Source organism: Scandinavium lactucae (genome assembly GCF_033843265.1).
Lineage (GTDB): Bacteria > Pseudomonadota > Gammaproteobacteria > Enterobacterales > Enterobacteriaceae > Scandinavium > Scandinavium lactucae.
In genome coordinates this window covers 145883-158038 of the sequence record NZ_JAWXRD010000002.1, presented here as the reverse complement: position 1 = coordinate 158038, position 12156 = coordinate 145883, and the positions used below count along the sequence as shown (strand labels likewise).

The 12156-nt window shown below is 57.6% G+C and carries 11 protein-coding genes; 3 read left to right on the top strand and 8 right to left on the bottom strand.

Translation table 11 applies throughout. From position 1 onward, the window contains the following. The first annotated feature begins 114 nt into the window (after nucleotides 1-114). The 3 genes from SIK69_RS02735 (at nucleotide 115) to SIK69_RS02725 (ending at nucleotide 3885) form a co-directional block, all read left to right on the top strand. The gene (locus SIK69_RS02735; RefSeq protein WP_319626840.1) at nucleotides 115-1128 is read left to right on the top strand and encodes a LacI family DNA-binding transcriptional regulator; all 1014 of its coding nucleotides are present in this window, start codon (nucleotides 115-117) and stop codon (nucleotides 1126-1128) included. A gap of 184 nt (nucleotides 1129-1312) precedes the next feature. After that, nucleotides 1313-2329 carry an HlyD family secretion protein gene (locus SIK69_RS02730; protein WP_319626841.1) on the top strand — a complete coding sequence of 339 codons (1017 nt, stop codon included), beginning with the start codon at nucleotides 1313-1315 and terminating at the stop codon, nucleotides 2327-2329. Nucleotides 2330-2340: 11 nt separating this feature from the next. Next, complete coding sequence (locus SIK69_RS02725; protein WP_319626842.1) at nucleotides 2341-3885, top strand: DHA2 family efflux MFS transporter permease subunit; 1545 nt, start codon at nucleotides 2341-2343, stop codon at nucleotides 3883-3885. A gap of 55 nt (nucleotides 3886-3940) precedes the next feature. On the opposite strand, the gene SIK69_RS02720 is transcribed toward SIK69_RS02725, so the two are convergent. From SIK69_RS02720 to SIK69_RS02685, 8 genes are read right to left on the bottom strand one after another with little or no spacing between them, the layout of a single operon-like run. Continuing rightward, a complete protein-coding gene (locus SIK69_RS02720; protein ID WP_319785342.1) occupies nucleotides 3941-4936 on the bottom strand; it encodes an HAD family hydrolase in 996 nt (331 codons plus the stop codon). Next, nucleotides 4933-5949, bottom strand: coding sequence for an oxygen tolerance domain protein (locus SIK69_RS02715; protein WP_319785341.1), 1017 nt, complete (start codon nucleotides 5947-5949; stop codon nucleotides 4933-4935). The genes SIK69_RS02720 and SIK69_RS02715 overlap by 4 nt, the downstream gene beginning before the upstream one ends. Continuing rightward, nucleotides 5946-7466: a vWA domain-containing protein gene (locus SIK69_RS02710; RefSeq protein ID WP_319785340.1), complete on the bottom strand. Its 1521-nt coding sequence runs from the start codon at nucleotides 7464-7466 to the stop codon at nucleotides 5946-5948. The genes SIK69_RS02715 and SIK69_RS02710 overlap by 4 nt, the downstream gene beginning before the upstream one ends. Next, nucleotides 7463-8440 (bottom strand): VWA domain-containing protein, encoded by a 978-nt coding sequence (locus SIK69_RS02705; RefSeq protein WP_319785339.1) that lies wholly within the window; start codon nucleotides 8438-8440, stop codon nucleotides 7463-7465. The genes SIK69_RS02710 and SIK69_RS02705 overlap by 4 nt, the downstream gene beginning before the upstream one ends. Continuing rightward, complete coding sequence (locus SIK69_RS02700; RefSeq protein ID WP_319626847.1) at nucleotides 8433-8873, bottom strand: DUF4381 family protein; 441 nt, start codon at nucleotides 8871-8873, stop codon at nucleotides 8433-8435. Before SIK69_RS02700 ends, SIK69_RS02705 begins: the two co-directional genes overlap by 8 nt. Beyond that, on the bottom strand, nucleotides 8874-9779 hold the full coding sequence (locus SIK69_RS02695; RefSeq protein ID WP_319785338.1) for a DUF58 domain-containing protein: 906 nt from the start codon (nucleotides 9777-9779) through the stop codon (nucleotides 8874-8876). It abuts the gene before it with no gap. Further along, nucleotides 9779-10792 (bottom strand): AAA family ATPase, encoded by a 1014-nt coding sequence (locus SIK69_RS02690; RefSeq protein ID WP_319785337.1) that lies wholly within the window; start codon nucleotides 10790-10792, stop codon nucleotides 9779-9781. Before SIK69_RS02690 ends, SIK69_RS02695 begins: the two co-directional genes overlap by 1 nt. Next, nucleotides 10789-12084 carry an anaerobic sulfatase maturase gene (locus SIK69_RS02685; RefSeq protein WP_319785336.1) on the bottom strand — a complete coding sequence of 432 codons (1296 nt, stop codon included), beginning with the start codon at nucleotides 12082-12084 and terminating at the stop codon, nucleotides 10789-10791. Before SIK69_RS02685 ends, SIK69_RS02690 begins: the two co-directional genes overlap by 4 nt. Nucleotides 12085-12156: the final 72 nt, after the last annotated feature.

Below are 12156 nucleotides of genomic sequence, written 5' to 3'. Positions count from 1 at the left end.
GCTTCACAAAGTTGAGGCTGATATAGCGAAGAAACGTGATGGACCGCGCATCAGGCTGCCGTAACCGGATGCGGGAAGGTATGATGTTGATTCAGCAGGCGTGAGGCAGGGAATATGAAGCGGAAAAATAAGGTCACGATGAACGATATTGCGCGTGCCGCCGGGGTTTCCCAGGCCACGGTGTCGCTGGTGCTTAACCAGTCGCGCAACATCAAACTTAGCGAGGAGACGCGCCAGAGGGTCATCGCCGTGGCAGGTGAATTGGGTTATGACCGTCTGCCTGCCATTCATTCGCCGCGCAATCAGGAGGAAATTGCCCTGCTGATAAGCTCATTGCAAAGCTACGATCCGTTTGTCGATGCTATCAGCCAATCGAGGGAAGCCGCGTGGCGTAACGAAGTCTTGCTCACGGTGTATGACTACGGGGACGATAACCCGCTGGCGTTGAACATCATTCGCCAGCTGGAAAAGCGCAACTGCGTTGGGATTATCCTCGCCTCGCCGGTGACTACCGTTGTGGATATGACAGCTTTTCAGGACTGTACCACGCTGCCGTTGGTGCTGCTCAACCAGCGCGACCCTGACTCTCCGCTGCTGCCGTCATTCGTGCCGGACGATTACGCCAACGCCTTCCAGCTCACGCGCCACCTGATAAACCAAGGGGCGCGGCGGATCGCGCACATCACCGGAGAAAGCTGGATGGAGGCTACCCGCCAACGTCTGGCGGGCTATCATGCGGCGCTGGCTCAGGCGGGCATTACTCCGCAGCCGGAATGGGTTCAGCAGACTAACTGGCAGTTCAATCAGTCGTACCAGGCCACCGTAGCATTGCTGAATCAGGCCGCCCGCCCGGAGGCAATTTTTTGCGCCAGCGACTGGCTGGCGATCGGCTGCTATCAGGCGCTTTCGGCCCATGGGGTGCGGGTGCCGGACGATATGCTGGTGGCCGGGTATGACGATCAAAATATTTCCGAGCAAATGACGCCCCCGCTGACAAGTATTCAGCTGCCTTATGGAGAACTTGGCAGGCTGGCAGTGGAATATCTCTGTCATGCGGAAGACACGGCCACGCATTTATCCCTCGCCGGACGCCTGAAAATAAGGCGTTCCACCGCCGCGAATTTATAATTAAACCGCCAATAGCACAGCCTGCTTAGTTTACACTTAGCAGGCTAAGTATATTTATCGCATCAATACTTCTGCTGATACCTGAAGACTTCACTTTGACGCCGCCTGTCCGTCGCGCACGGCGTCTGTGTATTTTTATTTCCTTTTTTCGACGTGGGTATCGCTCCAATAAAGAGACCTGCACATGAATATTAAAAAGCTTCGTTTTATCTTATTGCTGGTGGTGCCGACTCTGGGCGTGGCTGCCGGAGGCTGGGTGTATTTTACCGGCGGTCGTTATGTTGAAACCGATAATGCCTACGTGAAAGCCGATAAAACGGCGATCGGGGCTGAAGTTTCGGGCCGGGTATTACAGGTCGCGGTAAAAGAAAACCAGCACGTGAATAAAGGTGATTTACTGTTTAGCATCGATCCTAAACCCTATGAATTAGCCGTCGCCCAGGCCACATCCGATCTGAATAATACGGTTATTGATTTAAAAACCATCAAATCACAATATCAGAGCAAGCTCGCCAACATCGCGGTGTCGAAAAGTCAGCTGGCCTACGCCCAGCGGGAAGAAGGGCGTTTGCATCGTCTGAACGGTCCGGGCTATGTGTCGGCGTCCGATCTTGACGGTGCGCATCAGAAAAGCCTGTTGATGGCGCTGGAAGTGAACATGCTGCAAAAACAATTGCAGGAAGTGGCTGACAGCTTCGGCGGTGATATTTCTCTGCCGGTGGAAAAACATCCGCGTTATAAAAAAGCGCTGGCTGAACTGAATACGGCGAAAAACAATCTCTCACACGTTAATGAATATGCGCCGTCGTCCGGTAATATCACCAAAGTCTTGCAGCGTGGCGAATACGTGCAGAGTGGCACCACCGCCATGTTGCTGGTCTCCGATCACAATCTGTATATCGAAGCGAACTTTACCGAAAAAGATTTGACCCATATTCGGGATAACGAACCGGCGGAGATTAATGTCGATTACGCGCCGGGTGTGACCTGGCACGGCAAAGTCAGCAGCATCAGCCCGGCGACGGGTGCCGAGTATTCGGTTATTCCGGCGGAAAACGCGACCGGGAATTGGGTGAAAGTAACCCAGCGTGTGCCGGTGCGTATTCGTCTGCAAACCGACGCCAATCAGCCGCAGCTACGGGCTGGCTTAAGCGCCACCATCAAAATTGATACCCAGGCTGACGCTCGCAGCGCATCCTGAGGAGGTGGCTTATGTCTACTGATGTGATTGCGGCCCCGCAGCCGCAAAAGCAGGGCGTTGACCGCCGACTGCTGATAACCTTCTCGGTGATGTTGGCGACCATCATGCAGGCGCTGGATACCACCATTGCCAACGTGGCGCTGCCGCATATGCAAGGCGCGATGGGCGCAACCCAGGATCAAACCTCGTGGGTGTTAACGTCCTACATTGTGGCTGCCGCGATTGCGATGCCGCTGACCGGTTTTGTCGCGGCGCGTATTGGGCGTAAGCGCTTATTCACCTGGTCGGTGGTGGGTTTTACCGTGGCATCGATGCTGTGTGGTGCCGCGCAGTCGCTCGATCAAATCGTCATATTTCGTCTGTTGCAGGGCATTTTCGGCGCAAGCCTGGTGCCGTTGTCGCAGTCGGTGATGCTGGATGCCTGGCCGAAAGAGAAGCACGGTTCGGCGATGGCGATGTGGGGCATGGGGGTGATGGTTGGCCCGATCCTCGGCCCGGCACTCGGCGGCTGGCTGACTGAGTATTACAGCTGGCGCTGGGTGTTCTACATTAACATTCCGTTTGGTGCCCTGGCGTGGTTGGGAATTTCGGCTTTTGTCAGCGAAACGGCTATCGATGCAAAACGTAAATTTGACTTGCTCGGCTTCTTCCTGCTGAGCGTCGCTATCGGCAGTTTGCAGTTATTTCTCGATCGCGGCCAGTCAAAAGAGTGGTTTGCGAGCGGGGAGATCATTATCGAAGCGGTGCTGGCGGCGCTGGCGTTTTATCTGTTTATTACCCACATCTTTACCGTCAAAAAACCGTTTATCGAGCCGGGTATTTTCCGCGATAAGAACTTCGTCGTTGGGTTGCTGTTCAGCTTTATGATGGGCACCATTCTGCTGGCGACCATGGCACTAATGCCACCGCTGCTACAGAACTTCATGAACTATCCGGTTATCGACGTTGGTCTGCTGATGACTCCGCGCGGGTTCGGCACCATGTTCAGCATGATGGTGGTCGGGCGTATCGCCGGAAAAGTCGACCTGCGTTACGTCATCGCCCTTGGCGTGGTGGTCATGGCCGTTTCACTCTGGCAGATGACCCAGTTCAGTATGTGGATGAGCCAGTGGGAGATTATCAGCTCCGGGGTGGTGCAGGGCATTGGGATGGGACTGACGTTTGTGCCGCTGTCGACGTTAACGTTTTCCACGCTGGCACCGTCGTACCGTACCGAGGGCACGTCGTTGTATTCGCTTATCCGTAATATCGGCAGCAGTATCGGGATTTCGATGGTGACGACTTACCTCGCGCAGCAGAGCCAGCGTAACCATAGCGTGTTTTCCGGGTTTATTAATCCGTTCAACAAAGCCTTGCAGCATGATATCCAGCACGGGGCGTACAACCTGCATCAGATGCCGGGCCTGATGGCGATTAACAACGAAGTCACCCGTCAGGCGACGGTGATGGCCTACTATCAGGATTTCCGCCTGATGATGTTTTTATGTTTCTTGTTGCTGCCGTTGGTGCTGCTGTTTTCGAAGCCCACGAAAGTCGGCGAGACGATTTTAGAATAGGGGCGCAATTCTTTTCGCCCTCTCCCGGCGGGAGAGGGCGTCAGGCTTCACAGGCTCACTTCACCGGGCACTGCGCCGGGTCGAACACCGTTTTCCAATCCTGTTTCATATCCACCACCGTCCAGCCTTTAGCTTTGGCTTCCGGCAACGCGGCTTCCAGCTTGCCGCTGGCAGGCGGGTGGCTGTCGTAGGCGTATTCCCGGGTGGCATCGGTGTGATGCACGATCAGGCCAAAGGTTTTGTAATCCGGGTTGGCGGCGGTGTATTGCAGCATCTGCAAATCGCCATCGCTGTTACCAAAGGCGGCGACCGGGCGATGGCCCATAAACAGGTGGATCGCCACCGGTTTGTTGGCGGCATCGTCGTTAAACGCCCCGGTCATGGTTTTGCGGATCTGCGTGCCGTTGTCGGTGAGGGAAAACTCGCCGAGTGCAAACGATCCGACCACCTGCTCCGGCGGGATGCCGTACATTTTCTGCGACATCACGCGCATGAAGTCGATCCCACCCCCGGAAATAATCCACGTTTTGAAGCCGTTTTCCCGCAGGTAATCCAGCAGCTGACGCATTGGCTGATAACCTAACTGGTCGTAGCGACAGTCGGTTCGCGCGTCTTTGTGGTTAGCGAGCCAGCTTGCCACGCGTTGTTCGAAGTCTTCGGTGGTCATCCCGCTGTGGGTCATCGCCAGCAGCTTCATCAGCCCCTTGTCGCCCGCTTTCACCACCGTTTTCAGATCGTTGTTCAACACCGCGTTAACCAGCGGATCCTTCTTCCAGTCCGGATGGTCCGGAGCCTGACGCTTAACTTCGTCCAAAATGAACTGGATCTGGAACGTCAGCGGCGCTTCCGGCCACAGGGTGCCGTCGTTATCGAACACCACATAGCGCTTATCCTTTGGTATGAAGGTGGTGCTGCCCTGTTTCGTCGAGTTCTGCACCCACTGGACAATCGACGCTTTTGCCGCGGTATCATTCCACGCCGACAGCGGATCGGCATGGGCGAGGGTAGTGCATCCCAACATTAGGGTGCAGGCGAGTAGCGTTTTTTTCATCGTTTTTTCCTTTCAACGGGGGCGAGTCCGGGCAAAGTGACCGGCTGCCAGAAGCGTTGCCAGCGGTGCGTGATCCACGCCGCGCTTTGAAATAGCGAGTGGCGGGAAAACCAGCCGATGACGGCAAGCAGCGCCAATGCCAACAGGCCGATAATCAGTGACCCGTTGACTTCACCGCTGCTGCCGCGCAGGGCAGATTCTTTTCCGGCGGCGCGCGCGTTTTCTATTTTCAGCGTCTGGCCTTTCAGTTCGGCGAGCTGCCATTGCTGATGTTCGGTATCCCACCAGCGCAGCTTCACCGGCGGGAGCGTCACCGTTCCCGCCTCGGTTGGCATATAGCGCAGGCGCTCGACGCGCATCGCGCCGTCAATGTCGCCGCGCCCGCCCTTGATAAAGCTGTTTTGCGGGATCAGACGCTGGCTGTCGCTACCGGGAATGGCATACAGCAGCTGGGGGATTTGGGCGGGTAACACATCCCGCGCTTTGACGGTGACCACGCGTTCGATAGCATCGCCCGCGCGCAGGGTTGTGTCTTTACCGGCGTGAAACTGGGTGATGGTCTGGGTCAACGTCAGGCCGCGCGCGGGCAAAAAGCGGTCTGGCTGTTCGACGCCTTTCGGCCATTTCACCGGCAGTTCGATCGCGTCCAAATGCACTGTGGCGGGTGGCTGGCCGGAAGAGGTGACCGTCAAGTCGACCGCAGGCAGACGCAGGGTGCTTTGATCCCAGGCCATCAGCTGGCGCTCGAGACGAATGCCACTCCAGCTAATGCCGTTTTGTTGTCGGGTCAGCAGTTGGTTCGGCAGCGGCGTGTTGAGCAACACCCCATTCTGCACCGCAAACTCCGGCCATTCCGGCGGCGGATTAAACCAGCTGTCGGTCCAGAAGGTGACTGCGACGGTCACCGGTTGGCCCGGAACGATCGTTTTCGGGGCAACAATGTCGCGGGTGATGTCCATCGTCGCGTGAGCCGGGAGCATGACAAACAGTAACAGCGCTAACCACCGTTTCATGGCGTCGTCTCCTGTGCGCCATTTCGATACAAGCTTTCCAGTAAACCCGAAGGCGATACCTGCAAATTCTCATACCACTGGTTGAGTTGCGGCGAGCTGCCTTTGATAGCGCCAATGTCTTTTTGCTTCACGCCCTGACCTTTCTTCAAATCTTTCAGCACCTTGTCTGGCCCTTCATCATCCTGGTTGCTGCCTTGCTCCTGCTCAGCCTCGCGCTGCTTAAGCCGCAATTGCATCACGATGTGCGACACTTTTTCGCGGTTATCTCGCGCCATTTTCCAGTCAGGGCGCAGGCTTAACGCCAGATCATAAGTATCGAGCGCCTGCTGCCACTGCTTTTGCTGGGCGAGACTGTTGCCGGTCCACAGCAGGGTTTCCGGAGTTTGCGGTGCGCGACGAAACGCGTTCACCGCCGCCGGGAAGTTTCTGGCATTGTACCAGGCAATGCCCTGCCACAGCGGGTCGCGGAAGTGTTCGGCGGCCTTCTGGAATTGTCCTTTATCGAAGGCGCGCTGGCCCTGAATATCCGGGCTGACCCACGCGTCCAGCCAGGCGGCATCACTGTGTGAAGACCAGAACATCAGCGGCATCACGAAGGCGACACAGATAAGCTGCCGCCGCCAGAAGAACAGCAATATCAGCATCGGGATTGCCAGCAGCCAGCCGCTGTTTTTCCAGTGCAGGTCGCTGCGGGCGTTGTTCTGTTGGCTGATGGCCTGTTGAATATGGCTTTTGACCACCTGCAAATCGCTGCCATCGCCAGTGACCAGCGTCACCGGAATCCCCGTCTCGCGCACCGCCCTGAAACGCTCAACGTTCAGGCGGGTATCAATCCCCCGACCGGCGTACTGTTCTGGTAGCGTGCCACCTGCGGCGGTGCCGGGCACCCAGATTTGCAGCGGCACATCGTGTTTTTCGAGGTAGGCGGCATCAGCATCCGTCAGCGTATCGGCCACCAGAATCAGGCTGCGCGGAGTGACCGGGCTATTTTTAATCGCTAAATCGATGGCGGACTTCAGCCCCGAGCCGGTGCCTTCTGGCATCAGCGACGGCGTTTGGGCGTGGAGGAACAGCGAGAAGAACTGCGGGTCCTGCGTCAGCGGGGTGGTGACGAACGCCTGATTGCTGTAGACCACCAGACCAAAACGTGCGCCGGGGGATTGCTCCATCAATCGACTGATTTTGCTTTGCATTCTCTCGTTGCGGCTCGGCGTCAGATCCTGGGCGTACATCGCCAAATCTTGCTGCATCACCACCATCACGTTACTTTCTGGGGTCAGGGCGGCGGGCAGCTCCCGCTGCCAGCTCGGTCCGGCGAGCGCAATGATGCCGAGAGCAAACAGCCAAGGCAGCACCTGGGTTAGCCGTTTGTTGCGCCCGATAATCAGCGCCTTCGCAAACGGTTTGTCCATGATTCTCGGCCAGCTGCTGGCCTGCGCGTAGGGCAGAAACGCCAGCAGGGCGGCGATAATCAAGCCCAGCAGCCGCCAGGGATAGATAAAGTGGAAATCACTCATGCGCGTTTCTCCCTGATAAGCCTGGCGAGGGCCAACGTTAACAGCAGCAGCATGGCGGCCCCGAGTGGCCAGGCAAACAGCGGCAAATGCCACGACCAACCGATGCTTTTCACCTGCACCGGGGTGATGGCGTCAATCTCTTGCCATACGCTGTCCAGCGCTGCACCAGAGTTCGCCGCGGTCCAGGATTTGCCGCCGGTCGTGCGGGCGATGTTTTGCAGCAGCGTCAGGTCGACCTTATCATCGCCTGCACTGTGCAGGTCGCCAAAGGCAATGGTATGCACCTGCACGTGATGCGATGCCGCCAGCGTGGCAGCGAGATCGGGGGAGAGCTGCGAGGCGGTATCGTTGCCGTCGGTCAGCAGGATAGCCAGTTTACTGACGTCTTTATTTGGTCCCGAATCAAGCAGTTTGACCGCCACGCCGAGCGCATCACCAATGGCGGTTTGTTGACCAATCATCCCCGGCGCAAGCTGATTGATGCGCATGTTCAACGCCTGTTTGTCTTCGCTCACCGGGGCGAAAGGCCAGGCACTGCTGGCAAAAATCACCATCCCGATACGGTCAGAATGACGCGCCGCGACGAATTTGCGCACCGACGCCTGTACCGCCTGCAAACGGGTTATCCCGCCTTCAACATCGTTTTTCTGCATCGAGCCGGACACATCAAGGATCAGCACCATATCGCGCATCGGTTTTTGTATGTGCTGCGGCGGGGTGAGGTATTCCGGGCGGGTCAGGGCGCAGACCAGTAAGCTCCACACCAGCCAGAACAGCACCCCGCGCAGCCAGCCTTCGCGCACCGGCTGGCTGTCGAGCTTCAGTTCATTGATAAGGTTCGGTAAAAACGGCACCCGCACGTGTTCTTTCAGCTGTTTATCCTGAGGCAATAAATAGCGCCCCAGCAGCGGCAACAGCAGCAAAAGCCAGGCCCAGGGCCAGGCAAAATCCATCCTTGAGAAAAGCTCAGACATCGGGCAGCTCCTTTAACCATGTCGCCAACTGACGGCGTAAACGCGACTCGTCCGCTTCCGCCAGTTGGTTATCTCGCTGGCAATATTTGGCGCACATCTGTTGATGCAGATCGTTGTCCAGCGGGATAGGCTGCAACAGCGATTGCGCCGTCAGGCTTTGGCTGACGGTGGCCCGTGGCTGGTGGACCAGCAGCACCTGCTTAATCAGATTCAGCCAGTCATCAACGCTGTGCGAGGCGGGTAGCAACGCCAGCGCCTCACGCCGCCAGCGGTTACGACGCCAGCGGGCGTAGCGGAAAAACAGGATCACGGCTACCGTCGCCAGCAGCAGGGCACCCAGAACCAGCCAGCCCGGCGGCAGTGGGAACCAGGAGGGAGAGGCAGGCAGCGCCGGCTGTGATAGCGCGGGCACGGTAAATCCTTTCTCGAGCATTCAGAGACCTTTTTGTAACTGCTTGATCAAATCCTGGCTGACCACCAGATGATTCACGCGAATGCCAAGCCGCGTCAGGCGGCTTTGCTGGCGGGCCAGGCGGGCGGTAATGCTTTGCTCAGTCTCCGCTTTCAGGCCGGACGAGAGTGCGAAGGCCGCCTCATGACCCTGGTAGGTTGCAGCCAGCACGCCCGATGAAGGAAGCCGCAAATGCAAATCATCCAGCACCACAAAGGCGCTGACTTCACAGCGACGGCGCAGCCCGGCGAGCAGGGCATCACAGTTGGCATCGATATCGTGGAAGTCGCTCAGCACCGCGACCCATGCGCCATTAGGGATGGCACCGCTGGCGCGCTGAAGTGCATCTGCCAGCGTGATGCTGGACGCAGGCTCCTGCGGATACTGTTCCGGCAATTGCTGGTTGTAGTGCAACAGGGTGTCGAGGATGGTGTTAAGCGTGGTGCGCGGCGGGCGGCATTTTTGCAGCGTCATCTCGCTGTCGTTAAACACCAGGCTGCCGACCCGGTCACCATCGTGCCAGCTTCGCCATGCCAGCAATGCGGCAGTTTTGGCCGCCGCCACCGATTTGGTTTGCCCCTGGGTGGCGAAATACATGTCGAGGCGCTGATCGACCAGCAAAAATACCGGGCGTTCGCGCTCTTCGTTATACAGGCGGATCCACGGCTGGCGCAGTCGGGCGGTGGCCTGCCAGTCAATCAGGCGCACATCATCGCCAGGCTGATAGCGGCGCAGGCTATCGAAATTCAACCCGCGTCCCTGCTGCTTCGAGGTGCGTTCCCCGGCCAGCGCGCCCGGGGGAATTTGCCCCGGCGGGTTGGCAATCAGCCGGGCATCGTTGACCAATGCGAGCAATGTCTCCCGGTCAACGCTGAGGCGGCTGTCCATCACGCCACCACAGCGTCGAGCAGCATGTTCACCACGTCATCGGCGGTACGGTTATCGGCATTGGCCTGGTAACTGAGCATCAGACGATGGCGAATCACCGCCGGGGCAATGCGGCGCACGTCTTCCGGCAGTACCGCATCACGGCCTTCGAGCCAGGCCTGCGCCTTGGCGCAACGCTCAAGAGCCAGGGTGCCACGCGGGCTGACGCCGATGTGAATATAGCTCGCCAGCGTGTCGCTCACGCTCTGTGGGTGACGGGTGGCGTTGATCAGATTGACGATATATTCCTCAATCGCCGGGGCCACGTACACCGCAGAAATCGCCTGCCAGCTGGCGGCAATCTCCTGCTGGGAAAGGGTTAAGGTCGCTTCTGACTGCGGATTGTCGTGCTGCCCACTTTCGCCGTTCGCCAGCGCCTGATATTTGGCCTGCTGCTCAGCCCGCACCAGCTGCATGACTTTTTGCTCGTTCTCTTTCGACGGATAGTCCACCAGCACTTTCATCAGGAAGCGGTCAAGCTGGGCTTCCGGCAACGGCCAGGTGCCTTCCTGATCGACCGGGTTCTGGGTGGCGAGCACCATAAAGACGCCTGGCAGGGGCCAGGTTTTCCCGGCCACGGTAACGTGACGTTCTTCCATCGCTTCGAGCAGCGCCGACTGGACGCGGGCGGAGGCACGGTTGATTTCATCGGCCAGAATCACATTGCCGAACACCGGCCCCGGACGGAAGCGGAACTGGTCCTCTTCGCGGGTGGCGTTCTGCTGATAAATTTCGCTGCCGGTGATGTCGGAGGGCAGCAAATCGGGAGTGAACTGAATGCGGCGGAATTCGCCTTCGATGTGCTCCGCCAGTTCGCGCACCGCTCGGGTTTTCGCCAGGCCCGGCAAGCCTTCCAGCAGCACGTGTCCGTCACACAGCAGGGCGATAATCAGCATTCTGACCAGCTCTTCCTGGCCCAGTACCTGGCTGTTCATCCGTTGTTCAAGCTGAAGCAGTTTCTCTGCGCTATTCATTTTTTAACTCCTGCAAAATCGCGTTTCAGCAGTGTGGCAATCCCTACCAGAATGGGCTCGGCATAGTTGAAGAAGGCTTTGATCCCCGGACACAGGTAGTTCAGCCCCAGTTCGCCGTCGGGAGTACGCACAAGGCGATTTTTCGGGCATTCGCCCCAGCACAGCTTGAGGTACGGACACGCTTTACAGTATTTCGGCAGGGTATCTTTTTTACCCATCCCGAAGGCTTGCTGACGCTCAGAGAACGCCAGGTGCGCCAGCTTGTTATGCTCGATATTGCCAATCTGGTATTCCGGGTAGACGTAGTGGTCGCACGAGAAGATGTCGCCATTTTTCTCGATAGCCAGCCCTTTGCCGCAGAACTCGGAGGCGGTACAAATCTGCGCGGGCATCCCCATGGTCTGGGCGACGGCGGTTTCAAACAGGTTCACCTGCACGCGGCCCAAATCGTTATTGGCCCACTCCTCAAATACCGCAATCAGGAATGTTCCCCAATCGTCCGGATCAACCGACCAGTCGGTAACGATGGAGTCGAGATCGCCCGGATGCGCGCGGCGGCTGCCGGTAATCGGAATACTGTCGTCCTGCCAGAACTGCGGGGCGGTGCTTTTGAAATCCACCGGTTCAACACACGGGTTGAACTGCACGTAGGTGGCCCCCAGTTCACGGGTCATAAAGCGATAGACTTCGAGTGGGAAGCGGGCGTTAGTGCGGTTGACGGTCACCAGCGCATTGAACGGGACGCCGTGGCGCTTCAGCGCGTCGACGCCTTCCATCACTTTATCGAAGGTTGGCTTGCCGCTGCGGGTGACGCGGTAGCGGTCATGCAATTCTCGTGGGCCATCAATGGAGATCCCCACCAGAAATTTATGTTCTTTGAGGAACGCGGCCCATTTGTCGTTGAGCAGCACGCCATTGGTCTGCAAATCGTTTTCAACTTTTTGGCCGGGCTTCTGGTACTGCTTCTGAAACTTAACCACTTTTTCGAAAAATTCGAGCCCCATCAGGGTCGGTTCGCCGCCCTGCCAGGAGAAGACCACCTGGTCGCCATCCTGTCCGTCAATGTACTGACGAATGAAGTTTTCCAGCACCTCGTCGCTCATCCCGGTGTGTCTGTCCTGATGGAGTAATTGTTCTTTAGACAGGTAGAAACAGTAGGTGCAATCGAGGTTACAGGTGGAACCGGACGGCTTGGCCATCACGTGGAAGCGGCGTTTGTATTCTGGGCCTTTGCCGTCATATTTTTCCGCGGACGGTAACGCTTTAACGGGTAGTGTGGTGCTGTACTTCATAGCAAACCCCTAAGGTAACTGACTGACAAAGCGCACAAAGAGCGAATTTCAAAATGCAGAGCGGATTGCCAA

Coding starts and splice junctions, on each gene's coding strand:
- SIK69_RS02705 (WP_319785339.1), bottom strand. CDS start 8,440: ATGTCTGAGCTTTTCTCAAGGATGGATTTTGCCTGGCCCTGGGCCTGG.
- SIK69_RS02735 (WP_319626840.1), top strand. CDS start 115: ATGAAGCGGAAAAATAAGGTCACGATGAACGATATTGCGCGTGCCGCC.
- SIK69_RS02710 (WP_319785340.1), bottom strand. CDS start 7,466: ATGAGTGATTTCCACTTTATCTATCCCTGGCGGCTGCTGGGCTTGATT.
- SIK69_RS02715 (WP_319785341.1), bottom strand. CDS start 5,949: ATGAAACGGTGGTTAGCGCTGTTACTGTTTGTCATGCTCCCGGCTCAC.
- SIK69_RS02685 (WP_319785336.1), bottom strand. CDS start 12,084: ATGAAGTACAGCACCACACTACCCGTTAAAGCGTTACCGTCCGCGGAA.
- SIK69_RS02730 (WP_319626841.1), top strand. CDS start 1,313: ATGAATATTAAAAAGCTTCGTTTTATCTTATTGCTGGTGGTGCCGACT.
- SIK69_RS02690 (WP_319785337.1), bottom strand. CDS start 10,792: ATGAATAGCGCAGAGAAACTGCTTCAGCTTGAACAACGGATGAACAGC.
- SIK69_RS02720 (WP_319785342.1), bottom strand. CDS start 4,936: ATGAAAAAAACGCTACTCGCCTGCACCCTAATGTTGGGATGCACTACC.
- SIK69_RS02725 (WP_319626842.1), top strand. CDS start 2,341: ATGTCTACTGATGTGATTGCGGCCCCGCAGCCGCAAAAGCAGGGCGTT.
- SIK69_RS02695 (WP_319785338.1), bottom strand. CDS start 9,779: ATGGACAGCCGCCTCAGCGTTGACCGGGAGACATTGCTCGCATTGGTC.
- SIK69_RS02700 (WP_319626847.1), bottom strand. CDS start 8,873: ATGCTCGAGAAAGGATTTACCGTGCCCGCGCTATCACAGCCGGCGCTG.